Below are 20,591 nucleotides of genomic sequence, written 5' to 3' on the forward strand. Positions count from 1 at the left end.
TTGTCGTTCCAAAAACTTTCAAAAATTAGGCTTTATCGCTGCAAAATACTTTGATTCAAACGTTTGCGTAAGCTCAAATTCGTGCAAAACAAACGTTTGCGCTGTGTTTGGAGGGGCGTTTTTTTGCTTTCAAAATCCTGTATTTCTAATTTCCATTATTCAAAAACAAAGCAAAATCGCAACAGAAAACTAACAATTAATTAATACTAACACCACCACGTATGATTAAAATTTACTCAAACCCCGACAAGGGCTTCAGCAAATGCATTTATTTAAGGAGGCAGATCAGTGGCCTTTTTAAAGTAATGTGCTGTTGCCTGTTATTATTATTGCCCGTACTCGCGAACGCGCAAACAACTATCAGCGGTAGCGTGAAAGATAAAGATGGCCCAATCATTGGAGCTACTGTAACCCAAAAAGGGGTTAAAAACACAACTTCTACCGATATAAACGGTAAGTTTAAACTTATACTAAAGGGTAACTCAACAGTATTGGTTGTTTCTTATGTTGGGTTCAAAACTCAGGAAGTATCCATAGGCAACTCAACTGATGTTGCCATCACATTACAGGAAGACCTTAACAAACTGAACGAGGTTGTTGTGGTTGGTTATGGTACAGTTAAAAAAGGCGACCTCACCGGTTCAATCAGTTCTATAAAAAGTGATAACCTGATCCTTGGTGGTACTACGTCTAATATTGGCCAAGCCATTCAGGGTAAAGCTGCAGGTGTACAGGTACAACAAACCAGCTTTGCTCCCGGTTCCGGTATCAATATTACTGTAAGGGGCGGTAATTCTATCAATACTTCTACGGCACCCTTATATGTAGTAGATGGTTTCATAAGCGAGGTTGGCAGCCAGGTTAACCCCAACGATATTGAAGATATTCAGGTATTGAAAGACGCGTCTGCAACCGCCATCTACGGTTCAAGAGGCGGTAATGGCGTTGTGTTGATCACTACAAAAAAAGGAAAAAACGGAAAGGTTTCTTTGGATGCCGATATATCAGGCGGTACCCAATATTTAACTTATAAGCCCGATTTGTTAACAGGACAGCAGTATACCGATATTCAAAATGCTACCGCTCTTGAAGACGGTAAACCACAGCCATATCCTTCAAGTTTTCAGGTAGCTAATACCAACTGGTTAAAACTGGCTACACGCAATGCAACCATTCAAAACCAAAGTATAAGCTTAAGCGCCGGCGACCAGAATTCAAAGATTTACGTTGCGGGTAACCACATAAAACAGGTTGGTGTATTGCAACGTACCGGTTTTGAACGGTACACGGCAAGGATTGGTGCTGAGAAAACCGTAAACGAAAACCTCAAGATCAGTGCTAATTTTTACGGTGCAAACTCAACAGCAACTTTACAATCGTACACTGGTGATATCACCGCACCGTTGTTTAGTTTGCTTACGGCACCACCAAACGTAGCACCCTATAATGCCGATGGTACTTACAATTATTATGTTACTCAGGGAACAAAAACAAACGCGTTGGCCGGCCTTTTGGAGCCAACCAATAACAGCGGTAATAAATTAATTAATGCCAATGTTGGTTTGGATTATAAGATTATTAACGGTTTAACTTATCACCTTACAGCCGGTACGGAATACAACCAAACCACTACCGGTCAATATCTGCCAACAACAACAATTGCAGGTGCAAAACAAGGTGGTGTGGCTGCAGAGCAGATCTATTCAAACTTCAGATGGATTACTGAAAACTACCTTACCTATAAGTTCAATATTAAAAAAGACCATGATTTTACCGTGTTGTTAGGTACATCAAACCAAAAAGATGTTGCTGAATCATTACTTTCCGGAGCAAAAGGCTTTTCAACCGACGCGTTCCTGTACTATAATTTAAATGCCGGATCATTAAGTAATGGCTACGGAAGCAGTAAGGCAGAAGGTTTCCTTACATCGTACTTCACCAGGTTTAATTATGCTTATAAAGACAAAATCCTGGCGTCGTTCTCTTATCGCGACGACCGCTCGTCACAGTTTGGTTCAAACAGACGTTCAGGCTTTTTCCCGGCTGGTGCTGTAGCTTACAAATTAACAGATGAGGATTTTATAAAAAATCTGAATACTTTTTCTAATTTAAAAGCCCGTGTCAGCTACGGTGTTACCGGTAACGACCGTATTCCTGCAAGTTTATACCTTGCAACCTTTGGGCCGTACAGTACAGTACTTAACGGAAGTGGTCAGCTACAAACAGGCATCGAACCCAAAAACCTTGCAAACCCTAATCTTCAATGGGAGGCAACAAGACAGTTGGATATTGGTTTAGATATGGGCTTTGCTAATGGACGTATCAATGCAAGTATTGATTATTACAGCAAAAAAACTACCGATCTGCTTATTCAGGTTCCGATTGGAGCACAATGGGGAGCCACTAATGGAACCCAATACATCAATGGAGGTGCCGTTCAAAACAGAGGCATCGAGCTTTCGCTAAATACAAGTAACCTGCGCAGTAAAGACCTGTCATGGAATACTACTGTTACCTTTGCCTACAACAAGCAAAAGACATTGAATTTAGGCCCTGGTGTTTCAATAATAAGCACTAACACGGCTAACCCAAGCGGTACGGTTTCGGGCCAGGAGTTTACACGCGTTGTACCTGGTATTGAGTTAGGCGAGCTTTACGGCTATGTTTACGAAGGTGTTATAAAAACCGGCGAAAAATATGCTCCGCAACCAAACTCAAAAGCAGGCGATCCTAAATATAAAGATGTTAATGGCGATGGTGTAATTACCCCGGCCGACCGCACCTACCTGGGTAATTCTAACCCGCATTATATGGCAGGTTTCGGTAACGATTTTCATTACAAAGGCATCGATCTGGGTATATTTTTCCAGGGAGCATTTGATTACTATCTGTATAACATGAATGCTATGGTATTAGAGTCAACCACTGGTGCTGCTGCATTAAACAGGTTTGTTGCCGGTAAAAATGAAAATACTTCAATCCCGCGCGAAGGTTATTACCTGAGCACCTACGGTAGCTATGTAAACTCCCGTTTTGTTGAAAATGCTTCTTACGTTCGCCTGAAATCGCTTACGCTGGCTTATAACTTCCCTGCCACGTTATTTCAGAATATGAAAATTCTGCAGGGCATCAGGATTTACGCCGAAGCTCAAAACCTGTGGACTATTACAGGTTATAAAGGCACCGACCCTGAAGCAAACGTACATGCAGATGATACCAATGCACACCCTGGTCAGGTAGCGTTAAGGTCGGCTACAGCGGGGGGTTTGGACTTTAACTCGTTCCCGGCATTTAAAACGGTAACATTCGGTATAAAAGCATCTATCCATTAATGAAAGTATCCATTCAAGGGATCAACAAAATTTAAATCAAATGAAAAAATATAATATTCTACTCCTGGCAGCAGCGGTGATTACGCAGTTTTCGTGTAACAAAACCAGCCTTGAACCTAAAATATACAGTAATTTAACAAGCCAAAACGCGTTCCTTACCAAGTCGGATGCTATTGCCGCCGTTAACGCGGTTTATGCCCGCCTTAAAGGTCCGGCAGTTGGTGATAACTTTGATTATTGGACAGTGAGGCATTTCGCCCTTACCGATTTAACTACCGATGTGGGCCACTGCAGCTATGCAGGTGACCCGGGGCAACTATCACAGGTGCAATGGAATTCGGCCAATGGCCTGATAGCTGAGGATTACAAGCAGATTTATAAATTAGTAGCCAACGCTAATAATGCCATCTATAACATTTCGGCAATGAACAGCATTACTGCTGCTCAAAAAAGCCAGTTTTTGGCCGAGTTGAAATTCTTACGTGCTATTGCATATTCTGATCTTACCGACTCATGGGGGCCGGTGATCCTGAATACCGAGAAAGATATAGCCAATCCTGATTACAAAGCTCAAACGCCGCCAAGTCCGGTAGCGGATGTTGATGCGCTGATGATTGGCGATCTGCAAAACGCAAGCACCGTATTGCCTGCCGATTATACCCAAAGTGATATTTACACAAGTAACGACGTTGGCCGCGCTACCAAAGGTGCAGCTATGTTCCTGTTAGCTAAGATCTATCTGCGTGAGCACCAATGGCAAAAAGCTGCTGATTTAACTAAGCAGGTAATGGATTTAGGTATTTACCAACTGTATCCGTCTTACTCAGGTTTGTTTAAAGAGTCAAACACCTGGTGTTCTGAAAATATTTTCTCGGTATTGAGCGATGCCAACGTTAACGGAACCGAGTTACTGAACCATTTTGGCCCGTTGAGCCATCCGGTATTAACCGACAGGTGGCAGTACTACGCCGTTACCTGGGATTTCTACAACAGCTATGGCGATGAGGATGACCGTAAAAAAATGTTTTTTACCCAATATCAGGGTGTTGACGGGTTAACGCACAAACAAGCTCCATCGCAGGGTGCTACCGCTCCGGATGGCGTATTGTATATGCCTGATGTTGCAACCATGAAATATGCTGACCCTAACGGTGCAAACAGTTATTATGATGGCCATAGTGTTGATGTTTTACGCTATGCTGATGTGTTGCTGAGCCGTGCTGAAGCTTTAAATGAACTGGGCGGGCCAACTGCCGAAGCTGTTTCATTGGTAAACCAGGTTAAAGGCAGGTCACACGCCAAATTGTTGGTACAGGGTAATCTAACCCAGGCTACTTTCCGTGATGCTTTATTGCAGGAACGTGGCTGGGAATTATATTACGAGGGCAAAAGAAGGGCCGACCTGAAACGTTTTGGAAAATACGATGTGATCGTGAACGCTTACCTGAAACGTATTGGTCAAACCAATACCGTGCAGTTGCCACGCGACGAGTATTTCCCGTATCCGCTTAACCAGGTTAACATCAACCCTAACCTGAATAACGCGGGCAGGCAGCAATAAGCATAAAATTCAACTATCGGTAAAGAGTATACAGCTTTTAATGGGTTGTATATTCTTTACTGTTTAACCGGTATTACAAAATTTAGTGATGAAGGATTGGTTTAAAGTTTTAGCGGCAGGATTGTTAGTTTCAATCATCTGTGGTTGCTCGGGCGGTAACCTTGTAAAAGAAATTCATATAGGGTTGTACAATAACAACGAGTTGAAAATTAAGCTTGAGGTTATGACCAGCAAGCCTGTTGATCTGTATGCTGAATACTGGATAGAGGGCAAGCAGCCGGTAAAATACCGGTCGACCACTACGGGAAATGGTACATCGTATAAGCTTGTGCTTTGTAATATTTTGCCTGATACTACTTACTCATATCATATTGTAACTGTTGATGGTGGCGACACCGTGGTGAGCAAACCCCATACTTTTAAATCGCATCAACTGCCGTTGTTTTTACAGGAACAGTTTCACGCTAAAACGGCCGCTAAAGCCTCGCTGCCGGCACAGTTTAATGACGGTTTGATGCTCATCAACAAACGTTATGCTCCCGGTGTGGCTTATCTGGTTGATAACAAAGGGCAGATCAGGTGGTATCACATGATTGACAGGCTGGGTTTTAAAGTGATCAATTTCACTAAGGATAGAACGCTGCTCTCTATTTTGGGCCGTAACGATGAGCCTACCAGCTACGGCAGTGAAATATTAGAGATCAATATGCTGGGCGACACGCTGCTGCACCTTACCAAAGGACAGGGCGATTTCAAGCAAACCATCCATCACGAGATACTGAAAAATGATAAAGGCGAGCTGGTAACCATTTTTGTTGATCAGCGCTTAATGGACCTCACGTCTATCGGCGGCGGCAAACAGGATACTATTAACGGCGATGGTATTATGGTGATGGACAAAACTGGCAAGCAGCTTTATAAATGGAGCGTATTTGATGTGATGGATCCGCTGAAAGATCCTAAGATTCTGAAAACTAAAAAAGACTGGATGCATGCCAATAGCCTCAGCTATGATACAGACGGCAATTACCTGATGTCGTTTTACAACAACGGGCAGATCTGGAAAATTGATGCCCATAGCGGAAAAGTTATTTACAAGTTTGGCAAAGGCGGTACTATTGCCATGCCTGCCGATTGCAACTTTACCCAGGCTCATGCTGCCCATATCAATAAACAAGGAAACCTGATGTTTTTTGATAACGGGGTAGAAAAACACCAATCAGGAGTATACGCCATGAAAATTGATGAGAAAAACCAAACCTCGACCATTGCCATGCACATCACACTCCCTAAAGAAATTTTTAACGGCAGAATGGGCAGCGCCTACATGATTAACGATACTGCTACGCTGGTCTGCTGTTCCAAAAGGCACATTATAGTACTGGCAAATAATAAAGGTGTATTACAATGGACGATGGAAACATCGGTGCCAACTTACCGTGCAGGTTTTATCAAATACGAACAGCTTGATCCATATTTAAAACCATAGATCATTAAAAATGAAAAAGAAATATCAATATATAACTTTCCTGTTGCTGTTATTTGCTTTGGCAAATGTTGCTCAATTGGTATCATGCAGCGGAAGCAAAGCGGAAGAAGCGGATAAGGCTGATTCTGCTGCTGTGAGTCTTGTTTCTGTAGATACCGGCAAAATGCCCGGCGGTAAATATGGTGACGCCGTACGTTATGGCCGCGAACTGATGCTGCATACTGCCTATTATATAGGTCCCGAAGGTATTAACGGTCATTATACCGGTAATAAAATGAATTGTACCAATTGCCACCGCGATGCCGGTACAAGGCCATACGCTTTTAACCTGGTACGGTCGTTTCGTGATTATCCGCAGTACCGCGCACGAGAAGGTAGAATTTTATCCTTAGCCGAACGTATCAACAATTGCGTAATGCGCCCTAACCTGGGTAGACCTTTGCCATTGGACGGAAAAGAGATGATCTCGATCATGGCTTACCTTAAGTTTTTGAGCGATTCGTCAAATGTTTCTAAAACCACCAAAGGTTTAAAAAATTTGGAGGTTGAGCTGCCCAATGTAGCGGCTTCATCAGACAGGGGCGAGGTTTTATATACTCAAAATTGCGAGCGTTGCCATGCCAAAAACGGCGAAGGCAAAATGCGTTTTGATAATGTAACTTACGAGTATCCGCCGGTATGGGGATTATTAGCTTATCGTCCTGGTTCAAGCATGCACCGTGTGGTTAAGTTGGCGCAATGGTTAAAAGGCAATATGCCTTATGATAAAACCGCCGAAGGAAAACCTTTCCTGACCGACGCAGAGGCGCTTGATATCGCCGCATTTGTTAATGACGATAAAAAGCATAAACGTCCATTGCCTAAAACCACGAAGGAAGTTGATTATCCGCATTACGAAGAAAAAGCAATTGATTACGATAAAGGGCCTTTTAAAGATCCTTTTTCAGAAGAACAGCATAAGTACGGGCCGTATAAACCGATCATTGACTATTGGGAAGGGCAGGGGATAACACCTGCTATTTAAAAAACAATAAGTGCCGTCGCTCGGCTCCAGCCGAGTGACCGCTATCTCCAGGCCTCTGGCCTCTACACGGCGACCAGGGTCGCAAAATAGTTGCCACTCGGCTAGAGCCAAGCGGCGGAGGTTTTAGGAATTATAATTCCTGAAACAACATTATAAAAAGACTGACTAAATTTATTTCATGAAAAAACAATTTTTAGCTATCACTTTCCTTTTATCAGGCTTTGCGGCTTCGGCGCAAAAAGTACCTTATACCAATTGCGATAAATGCTGGCTGGCCGATTCATTAGGTAACCATCGTGTGGTATTAACCTTTAATGGTACAGGTAAAGTGGCTAAAGCGGTGATTAACTGGAGGCGCAGGGATAATGAGCCCGAGAACAAGCGGATCATTATTGAAGATGCTAAAACCAAACAAAAAATAACCAACGTAAAAATTGGTTCAGTAAACCGTGAAAGCGGTGAACTGTATTTTGAGCCAACATCGGGTAAGGGTACTTACTTTGTGTATTACATGCCTTATAAAAATGAGGGGCGCTCAAACTATCCTAAAGGTGTTTATCTCAAACCCGAAAATACAGCCTCAGCCGAATGGCTAAGTGCTGTAAATAGCAAGCAAACGCCTTTAGCTTCGGTAAAAGAATTTCAGTCGATAGATGCTTTTAACAGTTTTTACCCAATGGAGGTAATTGCTACAAAAGCAGAAACCGAAGCGTTACTGAATAAGCACAAATCTGAAACATTTTTAGTTTTTCCGGAAGATAGGATGAACTCCATCCGCATGACCAAAGATTTGCCACAACGCTGGATTGAGCTTGGTGCGCAAAGTAAATATACCGGTGAAGCTGCCCGCGGCGAAAACTTTGCATTTCAGCTGGGTATTTACGCGTTACAGAATCTTGAAAATGTACAGGTTTCATTCAGCGATTTGAAATCTGCTACCGGTAAGGTGATCCCGGCTTCGGCACTGTTTTGTATCAATACCGGCGGCACCACTTATGATGCTAAGCCACTTACTAAGGTTGTGAACGTAGCCAAAGGCGATATCCAGGCCTTATGGTGTGGGGTAGATGTGCCTGCCGCAATACTGCCTTCGGTTTATACAGGTAAGGCTACCATCAGCATCAACGGTAAACCGGCAAAAACAATTACTTTATCTGTTAAGGTAAATAACAAAATTTCAAAAGATGGCGGCGTAAGTGAGCCTTATAAAATGACCCGCCTGGGTTGGTTAAACTCAACCATGGCACAACAAAATACGGTCATCGCGCCGTATACCCCGCTTGAAATAAGTGGCAACACAGTTAGTTTGTTAGGCCGTAAGGTAGAAGTGAATAAGGACGGTTTCCCAAAACAGATCCAGACTTATTTCACGCCGGAAATGACAGAATATGCGGCAACGCCTAACAACCTGCTTACCGAAGGTATTCACTTTCATTTTATCGACGCCGCTGGCAAAAAAATAAACCTGAAAAGCCAGGGTGTACAGTTCATCAAAAAAGAAGCCGGAACAGTGCAGTGGACTGCTGTAAGCGCTAACGATAGCTTGCGGATGGATGTAACCGCTTCGCTGGAGTTTGACGGCTTTATGGCTTACACTGTAAAAGTAAAAGCCCTGCAGAACGTTAGCCTGAAAGATGTTACCATGCATATCCCGTTTAAAAAGGATTTTGCTAAATATATGATGGGCCTTGGTCAAAAAGGAGGTTATCGCCCCGAAAACTTTGAGTGGAAATGGGATGTAGCCCATAAAAACCAGGATGGTGCCTGGATAGGTAATGTGAACGGCGGTTTGCAGTATTCATTGCGGGATGAAAAATATGTTCGTCCGCTGAATACCAATTTTTACCTGCAAAAGCCTTTATTGTTGCCAACCTCATGGGGCAATGATAACAAAGGCGGTATTAAGGTAGCCTTTGATGGTAAAGCGGTATTAGCTAATAACTACAGCGGCGAGCATGACTTGAAAAAAGGCGATGAGCTCTATTATAACTTTACCCTGTTGGTAACACCTTTCCATACCATTAATACCGATTTTCAGTGGGCTACAAGGTTTTATCATTCATATAAACCCATTGATACCATCAAAAAAGCGGGGGCAACGCTTATCAATATTCACCATGCTACAGCAATAAATCCTACTATCAATTACCCGTTTATTGCCTGGCAAAAAATGAAGGCCTATGATGATTCGGCCCATGCTGCCGGGTTAAAGGTGAAAATCTACAATACCATCCGCGAGTTATCAAACCACGCCTATGAAACTTTTGCTTTGCGTAGCCTGGGTCATGAAATTTATTCGCCGGGTAAGGGCGGAGGCTTTAGCTGGTTGCAGGAGCACGTGGGCGATGATTACATAGCCGCATGGTTTGTACCCGAAATTAAAGATGCTGCCATCATTAACAGCGGCATGAACCGTTGGCATAATTACTATGTGGAGGGTATGAATTGGTTAACCCAAAACGTAGGTATCGATGGTATCTACCTGGATGATGTGGCCTTTGACCGTGTTACCATGAAACGTATTAAACGTGTATTGACTAAAGATGGTCACCCGGGAATTATCGATCTGCACTCGGCTAATCAATACAATAAAAGCGATGGTTTCAATAACAGCGCCAACCTGTATATGGAGCATTTTCCTTATCTGAACCGTTTATGGTTTGGTGAGTATTTCGATTACGAGAAAAACGATCCAGATTTCTTCCTGACCGAAGTGAGCGGTATTCCGTTTGGCTTAATGGGCGAGATGCTGCAGGGTGGTGGTAACAAATGGCGTGGCATGGTTTACGGCATGACTAACCGTATGCCATGGAGCGATGGCGCAGATCCGCGCCCGATTTGGAAAGCCTGGGATAATTTTGGTATTAAAGGAACCAAAATGATTGGTTACTGGGTTGACAACAACCCGGTAAAAACCGATAAAGCTAAGGTTATAGCAACCGTTTATAAAAAGGATGGCGCTGCCATGGTGGCCATTGCCAGTTGGGAAGATGCTGATACAGATTTTCAATTAAATATCGACTGGAAAAAATTAGGCATCGATCCTGCTAAGGCGACTATCACGGCGCCGGAAATTAAAAGCTATCAGCCGGGCAAAACATTTGGCCTGAATGACAGGATCCCGGTTGAAAAAGGCAAAGGGTGGTTGCTGGTGATTAAATAAAACGGAAACATGAATAAAAAATGGTTTATCGCCGTATGCCTTTGCATTGGCGGCCTGAAGGCTTTTGCCCAGCAAACGGCAAGTATCCGCGAGTATACTAAAGCTATTACCACTTATCCGTTTTCGGATCCTAATCCGATACCGGCATTCACCAATATTTATCCGTATTTCCGTTACGACGGATTTACGGATAAACCGGTGCAAAAGGAGTGGAAAATAATTGAGCTGGAAAACACGTATATCAGGTTAACCATTTTACCCCAGATAGGCGGCAAGATCTGGTCGGCCGTTGAAAAATCGACAGGTAAGCCAATTGTTTATGAAAACCATGTAGTGAAATTCAGGGATATTGCCATGCGCGGCCCCTGGACAAGCGGAGGCATCGAACCTAATTATGGTATCATTGGGCATACCCCAAATTCGGTTACCCCGGTTGATTACCTTACCCGCACAAATGCCGATGGTAGTGTAAGTTGTTTCATCAGCGTGCTTGACCTGCTTACCAATACCTCTTGGACAATGGAAGTAAATCTTCCGGCAGATAGAGCTTATTTCACTACCAAATCATTCTGGCATAACTCAACACCGCTTGAGCAGCCTTATTACCACTGGATGAATACGGGGATCAAAACCAGCGGTAAACTTGAATATATTTTCCCCGGCACCAAACACCTCGGTCACCAGGGGGAGTATGCCGATTGGCCCATCAATAAACAGAACGGAAAGGATCTTTCCTTTTATGATAATAACAATTTTGGTGGCTATAAATCATACCATGTGTTTGGCAAGTACACCGATTTTTTTGGTGCTTACTGGCATAACGATGATTTTGGTATGGCTCGCTATGGTGGTCACGAGGACAAAGCCGGCAAAAAGATCTGGATCTGGGGACTGTCAGATCAGGGTATGATATGGGAAAAGCAGCTTACTGATAACGATGGTCAGTATTCTGAAATTCAATCGGGCAGGCTGTTTAATCAAACAGCAGTTAAAAGCACGTTCACGCCTTTTAAACACAAAGGTTTTGCGCCTGGCACTTCAGATACCTGGACAGAATACTGGTACCCGGTACTCAAAACCAAGGGCTTTGTACAGGCCAATAACTATGGCGCGCTGAATGTGAAGGCCGATGGCGGCTTGTTGAAACTGTATTTTAACCCGGTTCAAAAAATAGCCGATACCCTGAAGGTAAAGCAGGGCGATAAGCTGATCTATAGTAAAAAAGTAACATTACAGCCCTTGCAATTATTTACAGATTCGGTTAAGGCTGATGCCGGGGATGTGCTTGTAACTTTAGGTACTAATAAACTTATCTATAATTCAAAGCCCGAGGCAGATAACCTCAATCGCCCGGTTGATTTGCCGAAGGATTTTGACTGGAACAGCGCTTATGGCTTATATACCCAGGGCAAAGAGTTCATGGATCAAAAAATGTACCCCGAAGCAGAAGAAAAACTGCAGGCAGCCTTAAAAAAAGATCCATACTTTTTACCGGCGCTGGTACAATCGGCAGCACTGACGTACCGTGATATGCGTTATGCCGAAGCTTTGGCTTTTGCCAAAACTGCCTTGAGCATCAATACTAATGATGACGGAGCAAACTACTATTATGGTATTATTAATGCGCAATTGGGTAACGTGGCTGATGCTAAAGATGGTTTTGATATGGCCGGTTTATCGGTTGAATACCGTAATGCGGCTTACTCAGCGTTGAGCAGTTTGTATTTAAAAGAAAACGACTATCTAAAAGCTTTAGAATTTGCTTCGAAAGCGCTGGATTTTAACAGGCTTGATGTGTCTTCGCTACAGGTGCAAGCCATAGCTTACCGCCATTTAAACGAGCGCAAAAACGCCGAGCAGGTTTTGGACACCATATTGGCTTACGAACCGCTTAATCATTTTGCCCGGTTTGAGCAGTTTTTATGGCAACCCTCTGATGCTACAAAAAACGGATTTACCTCAATGATTCGGAACGAACAGCCTATTGAAAGCTACCTTGATCTGGCAGATTGGTATGATCACAACGGCTGTATAGAGGAAAGCGAAAAAGTTTTACAACTTTCACCTGCCAATGCACTTGTGCATTATAAACTGGCGTTTTTGCAATATAAAGAGGCAAAGCCATTTAGTGAGACGCTAAATAAAGCCAATGCAGCAACGGCGGCATTTGTATTTCCTTTCCGCAACAGCGATGAGGAAGTATTGCAATGGGCCGCGCAACAAAGCAATAGCTGGAAGCCTAAGTATTTTCTGGCATTGCTTTACAAAGACCGCAATCGGATTGACGAAAGTAAAGAGTTGTTTGCTGCATGTGGTAGCCAACCAGATTTTGCACCTTTCTATGTAGCGCGGGCTGCAATGCAAACGGGAGATAATGCTCTGATCGATTTAAATACCGCGGCCAAACTTGATAAAGGCTGGCGGTATAACAAGCTGCTTGGCGAATATTATGTTAATAATAAGCAATACGCTAAAGCACTAACTACTGTTGAGCCGTTTTATAAATCGCACCGTGATAATTACATCATTGGTATGCTCTACGCCAAAACGTTGCTCCTGAATAAGCGGTACAAAGAATGCGGAGAGCTTTTATCGCACATTGATATCTTACCTTTTGAAGGCGCTACTATTGGTCGTGAGTTATACCGGGAAACTGAGTTGATGCAGGCGGTTCAAAAGATAGATGCTAAAAATTACAAAGCAGCTTTAAGCTATATTGCAGACGCTAAAAAATGGCCTGCAAACCTTGGGGTAGGTAAACCATACGCCGAAAATATTGACGAGCGTTTGGAGGACTGGATGAGTTACCTGTGTTATATCAAAATGGGTAAGACTAACGAAGCCACACAGTACCTGAAAAAAATAACAGCCTTTAATCCTCAAATCGATAATACAGTGAGTAATTTTCTTTCGCCCAATCATCTGGTTACAGCATGGGCCATTGAAAAGCTGAATGACCATGCGGCGGCAATCAATTGGTTGGACTCCGAAATTCAAAAGTACGCGGATGATAAAGTGATCAAATGGTGTAAGGAAGTTTATGAAAGCAATGCTTCCAAGGAAAACGAGGTGAGCGATGCAAACATCAGGATACTGGAACGTTTGATGTGATCACCTCAACTGCTTGGCAAAATCGGATGGCCTGATATTGGTAAGTTGGTAAAATATAGCGCTAAAGGCAGATAAACTATTGTATCCTAATTTATAAGCGATCTCGCTCATGGACATATCGGTTTGCAGCATCAGCTCGATGGCTTTTACCATTTTTAGCAATTTGAAATATTGCAAAAACGAAGTGTTAAGGGTTGATTGGAAAAGGCGTGAAAGTGTCCTTTCGCTGAAGCCGGTTTCTTCACTTACAGATGAAAGGGTTAGTGGCTCAAATGCATTTTTATTCATATAATCCAGTACGGGGTGCATCCGGGTGTTATCAGTGGTAGGTAAGGCCACTGGTAAAGATTTTTTGCTGATCTCCGGCAATATCGCCTTTATTCCCGCTAAAAAATGGAATGCCTGTTCATCAGGGAATACATTGCCATCCCAACGCTCTGAGTAAATGAGCATCTGAAATAGTAAATTATTGATAGGATAGATTCCGCCTTTGGTGTAAAACGGGTTGCTGTTATCATCGTGCCAGTAAAAATAAACCGTGCGGGTAATTGCCGATTTGTGCATTTCCACAAAATGCATCATCCCGCCAGGAATCCATACATAATGCCTTGCCGGGATAACCAGTGTTTTATCGGTTAAGTGAATATAGGCGATGCCTCCTTCTATGTAAATCAGTTGACCTTTTTTGTGATTATGGTTAGGGAAGTTCCGTTCTGTTTTCCAGTTAATTACATAAACGGATTCGGGATATTGATCAATATCCCGGAAAAAGTTATCAGCGGTAACTTTGTCTATGTTTTGGCTGGAATGAATAAACATTTGGCAAATTTAAATAAAATAAGCTTTTAACAACTGCCGAACTTTGTACTATTAAATCACCATGAACTTTAATAGTAAATTTTATCTGGCCTTGTTGCCAGTTTTGTTGTTGGCCTTTTCGTTAAAAGCCCAACAACCCGCTGCCGATAGCAGCAAAAACCTATCCTTAACCATAGCACAGGTTTGGCAAAAAGCAGCCACAAACAGCAAAGCTGTACAAATTAAGCAGTTGAAGGTAGCCAGTAGCGCCGAAGGTATTAAAGATGCCAAAGCAGAGCGCCTGCCCGAGATTAATATTAACGGCGAATATGCCCGTGTAAGCAATATGCCGGTTTACGAAAACGGTATTTTTAATGCACCAACTCAATTTCCTGTGTTGCATACTACCTACACTGTAGGCGGCGAGGCTTATTTAAATATTTATAACGGTAATAAAACTAACCTTGAAATTGACGCCCGCAAACGCGAGAATAACATCGCAGGGGAACAGCAAAAGCTGACCCTTTCGGAGGTGAAGCTACACGCAGCGGCTTATTACCTGGATATGCAGCGCAGTATCATATTTAAAGACCTGTTACTGAAAGATATCGCCGCGCAGGAAAAGCAGCTTTTGCAGATCAAAACCCTTCAAAAAAACGGCGTAGTTTTAAAGAGCGATGTACTACGGGCGGAGTTGAAACTTTCTAAGCAGAAACTCTCTTTGGTTCAGTTGGATAATGATTTGGCCATAGCTAATCAAAAACTGAATATCCTGATAGGCTTGCCTGATGATCAGCAGATAAATCCGGTTGAAGCTGTTCAGTTAGATACAGCAGGCAAAGAAACGTACGACGAGTATTTAACCGATGCCGGGAAGAATGCCTATCAGCTTAAGATCTCTGAACAGGAAACCGAACTAAGCAAGCTTAAGTTAAAGAATGTAAAAGCAAACGTATCGCCTAAAGTAGGTTTGTTTGCGGCGTATAATTATAGCTACCCGCAGATCCTGTTTTATCCCTACTCGCCAAGTTTGTACGGTTTAGGTTTTGCAGGGGTAAAAGCTTCGTTTTCTATTTCCTCATTTTATCATAACAGCCACAAGGTAAAAGTGGCAAGGCTCGATCTTGAAAGCCAGGAAATTGAGCACGCACAAACAGAAGATGGCGTACGTCAGCAGGTTAATGAGGCCTGGCTAAGGTACAAGGAAGCGCTGAACAGGGTAGATGTAAGTCGGGTTAATGTGCAGCAGGCCACCGAAAACAGGCGTATTATAAACAATACCTACTTTAACCAGCTATCGCTGATAACCGATTTGCTTGACGCGGATACACAGTTATTACAAACCCGCTTTGATCTGGCTGCTGCCAGAATAGCCGCTCAACTTCAATATTATCAATTACAAAACGTAACCGGGAAACTTTAATCATGAACAAACATATAAACACTTATACCGCAACTGATAAGTTAATAACTAAAATAACCACGTGGATAGCCGGCATAGTTGCAGCTGGCTTATTGGTATGGGGTATTATAACGTTGGTACACTTGTACAGCTATGAAGAAACCGATGACGCCCAGGTTGAAGCCTATATTAATCCTATTACAGCAAGGGTAAGCGGTTTCATCAAAGAAATAAGGTACGACGAAAACCAGGACGTAAAAAAAGGAGATACTCTGCTCGTTATTGATAACCGTGAATACCAGATACAGCAGGAAGAAGCAGGCGCTGGCCTGCAAAATGCACGCGAACAGGTAAGCGTGTTGGAAAGTAATGTAGAGACCGCTGCTAAAATTGCCGAAGTCAATAAGGTTCAGATAGCAGCAACCAAGGCTAAATTAGTAAAAGCCGAACAAGAGTTTGGTCGGTTCACAAAGCTGTATGAAGCTGAATCGGCTACCAAGCAGCAACTGGAAAATGTACAAAGCGCATTGGATGTTGCCCGGTCTGATTATCAGGCGTCCTTGAACAATTACCAGGCATCACTGTCGAAAGTAAATGATAGCCGCTCGCAGATCTCGCCGGTAATGTCGGAGATCAAACGTCGTGAATTGGTATTACAGCGTAATAAGCTTGATGTTTCTTACACTGTGGTAACTGCGCCTTATGATGGCAAAATGGGCAAAAGAACTATCCAACCTGGTCAGCAGATTCAGTTGGGGCAAACGCTTGCTTATATAGTTGATAAAGAAACTGGCCTTTGGGTGGTAGCCAATTTTAAAGAAACACAATTACATAACATGCGGATAGGCGAGGGTGTTGAAATTACTACAGATGCCTATCCCGATAGGAAAATAAAAGGAGAGATCCTTTCTTTATCACCGGCAACGGGCTCGAGATTTTCCTTATTACCTCCGGATAATTCAACCGGTAACTTTGTGAAAATAGCGCAGCGTATCCCGGTAAAAATTAAAATAGATAATAAGGCTGTCGATTTTTTAAGCGCGGGTATGAATGCCAGCGTAACTGTACCTAAAAACTAAGAGCCATCATGAGCAATCAAATTCCGGTTTTTAAACCCTGGGTACCTGAGTGGCTTATACGTATCACCTTGCTGTTGGTGGTACTGCCAGGCATTATTTTGTTTTCGTTGTCTATCAGTAATGTTAGCGCCGCTGCAGGTTATTATGGTATAAGCCCTAATGACGCTCAGTTTTCGATGATTATCCTATACGCCGCAACTGCAAGCTTTGTAGTGTTGGAAAAGCGCTTTTTTAAAAATATCGCCAGTAAAATGTACCTGCTCATCAGCGTGTTGTTACTGGTTACTACCTGTTATATCTGTTATCACGTGCGCGACTTTTTTGTGCTTCTGATCTTCAGGTATATACAAGGTTTGCTAACCTGTACAAGCCTTAGCATCACGCTAACGCTGATGTTTACGCGCTTGCATACCGAACGCTCAAAGGAGATAGGCTATTCAGTTGTTTATTGTATCCTGCTTTGCGTATCGCCTTTGTCAACCTTATTTACGGCATCTATTATTGATAATTTCAATTTTAATGTGATATATAAATGCGCCATCTATTCCTTTTTGCCGGGTGCAGCGTTAATGTGTATCATCATGAATAATGTGCGCCTTGATCGTAAATTGCCTTTATATCAGTTGGATTGGGCAAGCTTTGTGATTTACTCGGCGGGGCTTTGTCTTGTTGGTTATGTTATGGTATATGGCCAGCAGTATGATTGGTTTGATGATAACCGTATCCTTTACAGTGTAATAGCCATTGCTGTATTATTTTTTGTATTTGTGGTGAGGCAACTCAGTTCAAAAAGACCTTACTTTCATATCCAGGCATTTAAATACCGCAAGTTTGTGCTGGCCGCATTACTGCTGTTTGTGTTTTATATCTGCCGTGGCTCATTCGGGATTACTACATCGTTTATGAGCAGCACCATGGGTATGGACCCAATACACGTTGGTTATTTGCTTATTTATAACCTTGCAGCTATTATTATTAGTGTTACCATCTCATCAAGATTTTTACTGATGAAGAAGCCCTTGCGGCAGATCCTCATTTTGGGCTTTACTTTCCTGTTGGCTTTTCATGTGTATATGTGTTTTGTATTTTCGGCGCAGGTTAATACCGAAGATCTGATCATCCCGGTAATATTACAAGGCATGGGCGCTGGTATGTTAATGACCCCGGTTATTTTGTTTGTGATATCATCATCGCCGGTTAAATATGGTACAACAGGCTCGGCAGTAGGCATTTTTATGCGTTTTACCGGGTTTAGCAGCAGTATTGCGCTAATTAACTATTTTCAATTATATAGGCAAAATGACCATGCCAATCGTTTCCAGGAGCAGCTAAGTCAGTTAAATCCGCTTGCTGTTCAAAAGCTGGCTGTGTACAAACAAGCCTTGACCGGTAAGGGCGTAGCTGCAGACCAGGCCGCGAAAATTGCCAAGGGTTTGCTGAGCAGAAATATAAGCGCGCAAGCCCAGCTGCGTTTTGCTGTTGATTATTATCAGTTTATCAGCTGGGTGTTGCTGGCTATTATACTAATTGTTGTTTTATTCCCATCGGCCAACCGGACAATTATTAATCTTAAATCCAACCAGCCAGCACCTGTTGTTTATTAATCGATATCTTATTCGCTTTTCAGGCTCTTTACCGGGTTTTCAAGTGTTTTGGTAATATGTGTTCATGAGGATGCCAACTGCCGTTACCGGAACTATCCGCAAGGATATTTCGGTACGGTATTGGTGATTCATATTATTGGGCCGGGGAGGGGATATATGAGATGTTTCCCTGGCTCAGGACGATAGCAGAATTCCTTACTTGGTTTTTGGGAAACTGTGAAAATTAACGCGCATTTAAATGCTTAATACACATTTAAATGCGGCAATTAATTAATTTAACTTATTCGGCAGATAGCAACTGGATGTACTGCTCAAGTAAAACAATGTATTTGTCTTTCCAGATATTTACCCTGTTTTGATTGGGGCGCATTTCGCCACTCCGCGGATCAATTATATCAGAGTTTTTTTTCTGATAATATTCTGGAAATTCTTTTGAAAAGTCGTGGTCTACAATTCTGCCAATCCGGTGTATAATATCCGCATTTAATTCTTTTCTGTTAAACCACTGATATACCACACTTCGGCTTACATCCGAGTGTTGAGCGAGTTCGGTAATACTGAATCCTTTTTTTCTAACGAGTATCTCTACAATCTGACCGTGATGTTTTTGCATAATTTTTAGCTGTAAAAAGTTAAAAAACTAATCAAAATAAGCTTAGGTGCCAGTAATAATTAGTTGTTAATCAGTTTACTAACTATTGACAGGTGACTATGTAATGCAACTTCTATGCCAGTGCGCCAAATTTAATCTTGACGAAATTGATAGAATATGTTGGTTGGACAATAAAAAGGATTTCCAACTTTTAAGAATAATTTTAACTTTTAGATTATTTATTTTCCCTTGTTTTTTGAGTGAATAAAATTCCGTGTATTTAATTACGCACGAAGTGTGGAATAATGTATACATAGTGTGAAAATTTATTCCCCATTTAGTGGTTTTGAAATAGGCGTGTTTAGATGGAAAAGAAATAGTGAGAAGTTAATCCTCGAAATGCTACAATAATGTTACAAGTTTAGCCTGCTCTTTGAAAATATGAAAATCTGTGCCATAATATTTTCTGTTAGTCCTTATTATATTAATAGTTAATTAATATGGAATTAATCTGAAGATCAGGCTTCTTTGAAAATCTTTGGATCAAACTTTCTATATAATTGTTGAAGGGGAACTTTAGATTTTGAAGTTATCCCCCCTTATATATATTGTAGTAGTAGTTTTGATAGAAATAGTAATGATGTTTTTAACCACTAAAGCGATATTGTTTTGGTACTCAAATTTGTTTTTCGGCTATTTCACTGTTTTATAATGCGCTGTAAGTCAGTTAAAAGTGAAAGAGATGTTGAGTTGAGAAGTATTTGAGCAATAAAGTGTATAAAAAATAGAATGGGGATTTTTCAATAAAATTGCCAAAATGTTAGTACTTTCATAAAAAAAATACTAAAATATTAAAATTACTACCAATGAATACACAACATCCATGGCATGAAGTTTCAACGGGGCCTAAAGTTCCTTACGTTGTAAACGCTGTTATTGAAATTCCCAAAGGGTCAAAAGCTAAGTACGAGATTGATAAAGAATCCGGCCTTTTAAAATTAGATCGCGTGCTTTTTTCATCTGTAATGTACCCGGCCAATTATGGATTTATTCCGCAAACCTATTGTGATGATCAGGATCCGCTTGATATATTGGTAATATGCTCGGTTGATGTTTTTCCGATGTCAATTATCGAAGCAAAGGTGATAGGGGTAATGCATATGATTGATAATGGTGAGCAGGATGATAAAATTATTGCTGTAGCTAATAATGATATGTCAGTAAATTATATAAATGATTTAAGCGAATTGCCTCCACATACTATTAAAGAGATTGAGTGCTTCTTTAAAGACTACAAAGTTTTAGAAGGTAAAAATGTAACTGTTGAGCGCTGGATGGGTGTTAGCTATGCACACCGTGTTATTGAAGATAGCCAGGTGTTATATGATGTTAACTTTAAATCGACTCAAAACGAAGTTAAAGTAGCCGGCTAAGTA

At 41.9% G+C, this 20,591-nt stretch carries 12 protein-coding genes; 10 read left to right on the plus strand and 2 right to left on the minus strand.

Annotation, left to right across the window (positions count from 1 at the left end):
- Positions 1-221 precede the first annotated feature (221 nt).
- The 6 genes from EAH55_RS12940 (at position 222) to EAH55_RS12965 (ending at position 13,680) form a co-directional block, all read left to right on the plus strand.
- On the plus strand, positions 222-3,332 hold the full coding sequence (locus EAH55_RS12940) for a SusC/RagA family TonB-linked outer membrane protein (protein ID WP_121809963.1): 3,111 nt from the start codon (positions 222-224) through the stop codon (positions 3,330-3,332).
- Between the two features lie 40 nt (positions 3,333-3,372).
- Positions 3,373-4,893: a RagB/SusD family nutrient uptake outer membrane protein gene (locus EAH55_RS12945; RefSeq protein ID WP_121809964.1), complete on the plus strand. Its 1,521-nt coding sequence runs from the start codon at positions 3,373-3,375 to the stop codon at positions 4,891-4,893.
- Between the two features lie 88 nt (positions 4,894-4,981).
- A complete protein-coding gene (locus EAH55_RS12950; RefSeq protein WP_121809965.1) occupies positions 4,982-6,382 on the plus strand; it encodes an aryl-sulfate sulfotransferase in 1,401 nt (466 codons plus the stop codon).
- Between the two features lie 10 nt (positions 6,383-6,392).
- Positions 6,393-7,406 (plus strand): c-type cytochrome, encoded by a 1,014-nt coding sequence (locus tag EAH55_RS12955; protein WP_121809966.1) that lies wholly within the window; start codon positions 6,393-6,395, stop codon positions 7,404-7,406.
- Positions 7,407-7,584: 178 nt separating this feature from the next.
- Complete coding sequence (locus tag EAH55_RS12960; protein ID WP_121809967.1) at positions 7,585-10,569, plus strand: glycoside hydrolase domain-containing protein; 2,985 nt, start codon at positions 7,585-7,587, stop codon at positions 10,567-10,569.
- A 9-nt stretch (positions 10,570-10,578) separates the two neighbouring features.
- The gene (locus EAH55_RS12965; protein ID WP_121809968.1) at positions 10,579-13,680 is read left to right on the plus strand and encodes a DUF5107 domain-containing protein; all 3,102 of its coding nucleotides are present in this window, start codon (positions 10,579-10,581) and stop codon (positions 13,678-13,680) included.
- On the opposite strand, the gene EAH55_RS12970 is transcribed toward EAH55_RS12965, so the two are convergent.
- On the minus strand, positions 13,681-14,499 hold the full coding sequence (locus tag EAH55_RS12970; protein WP_121809969.1) for an AraC family transcriptional regulator: 819 nt from the start codon (positions 14,497-14,499) through the stop codon (positions 13,681-13,683).
- 61 nt (positions 14,500-14,560) lie between these two features.
- Between EAH55_RS12970 and EAH55_RS12975 the strand changes: the two genes are divergently transcribed.
- Genes EAH55_RS12975 through EAH55_RS12985 form a run of 3 tightly spaced genes read left to right on the plus strand, consistent with a single transcriptional unit; the run spans position 14,561 to position 18,563 of the window.
- Positions 14,561-15,901, plus strand: a complete 1,341-nt coding sequence (locus tag EAH55_RS12975) for a TolC family protein (protein WP_121809970.1) — start codon at positions 14,561-14,563, stop codon at positions 15,899-15,901.
- Between the two features lie 2 nt (positions 15,902-15,903).
- Positions 15,904-16,959, plus strand: a complete 1,056-nt coding sequence (locus EAH55_RS12980; protein WP_121809971.1) for an HlyD family secretion protein — start codon at positions 15,904-15,906, stop codon at positions 16,957-16,959.
- Positions 16,960-16,967: 8 nt separating this feature from the next.
- A complete protein-coding gene (locus tag EAH55_RS12985; protein WP_121809972.1) occupies positions 16,968-18,563 on the plus strand; it encodes an MFS transporter in 1,596 nt (531 codons plus the stop codon).
- Between the two features lie 280 nt (positions 18,564-18,843).
- Here the strand turns inward: EAH55_RS12985 and EAH55_RS12990 are convergent, their stop codons facing one another.
- Positions 18,844-19,176 carry a helix-turn-helix domain-containing protein gene (locus tag EAH55_RS12990; protein ID WP_121809973.1) on the minus strand — a complete coding sequence of 111 codons (333 nt, stop codon included), beginning with the start codon at positions 19,174-19,176 and terminating at the stop codon, positions 18,844-18,846.
- A gap of 845 nt (positions 19,177-20,021) precedes the next feature.
- Here EAH55_RS12990 and EAH55_RS12995 point away from each other — a divergent pair.
- Positions 20,022-20,588: an inorganic diphosphatase gene (locus EAH55_RS12995; RefSeq protein ID WP_114937382.1), complete on the plus strand. Its 567-nt coding sequence runs from the start codon at positions 20,022-20,024 to the stop codon at positions 20,586-20,588.
- The last annotated feature ends 3 nt before the right edge of the window (positions 20,589-20,591 follow it).

Source organism: Mucilaginibacter kameinonensis (genome assembly GCF_003675385.1).
Classification (GTDB): Bacteria; Bacteroidota; Bacteroidia; order Sphingobacteriales; family Sphingobacteriaceae; genus Mucilaginibacter; species Mucilaginibacter kameinonensis.

Coding starts and splice junctions, on each gene's coding strand:
- EAH55_RS12955 (WP_121809966.1), top strand. CDS start 6,393: ATGAAAAAGAAATATCAATATATAACTTTCCTGTTGCTGTTATTTGCT.
- EAH55_RS12945 (WP_121809964.1), top strand. CDS start 3,373: ATGAAAAAATATAATATTCTACTCCTGGCAGCAGCGGTGATTACGCAG.
- EAH55_RS12965 (WP_121809968.1), top strand. CDS start 10,579: ATGAATAAAAAATGGTTTATCGCCGTATGCCTTTGCATTGGCGGCCTG.
- EAH55_RS12940 (WP_121809963.1), top strand. CDS start 222: ATGATTAAAATTTACTCAAACCCCGACAAGGGCTTCAGCAAATGCATT.
- EAH55_RS12995 (WP_114937382.1), top strand. CDS start 20,022: ATGAATACACAACATCCATGGCATGAAGTTTCAACGGGGCCTAAAGTT.
- EAH55_RS12950 (WP_121809965.1), top strand. CDS start 4,982: ATGAAGGATTGGTTTAAAGTTTTAGCGGCAGGATTGTTAGTTTCAATC.
- EAH55_RS12975 (WP_121809970.1), top strand. CDS start 14,561: ATGAACTTTAATAGTAAATTTTATCTGGCCTTGTTGCCAGTTTTGTTG.
- EAH55_RS12970 (WP_121809969.1), bottom strand. CDS start 14,499: ATGTTTATTCATTCCAGCCAAAACATAGACAAAGTTACCGCTGATAAC.
- EAH55_RS12990 (WP_121809973.1), bottom strand. CDS start 19,176: ATGCAAAAACATCACGGTCAGATTGTAGAGATACTCGTTAGAAAAAAA.
- EAH55_RS12980 (WP_121809971.1), top strand. CDS start 15,904: ATGAACAAACATATAAACACTTATACCGCAACTGATAAGTTAATAACT.
- EAH55_RS12985 (WP_121809972.1), top strand. CDS start 16,968: ATGAGCAATCAAATTCCGGTTTTTAAACCCTGGGTACCTGAGTGGCTT.
- EAH55_RS12960 (WP_121809967.1), top strand. CDS start 7,585: ATGAAAAAACAATTTTTAGCTATCACTTTCCTTTTATCAGGCTTTGCG.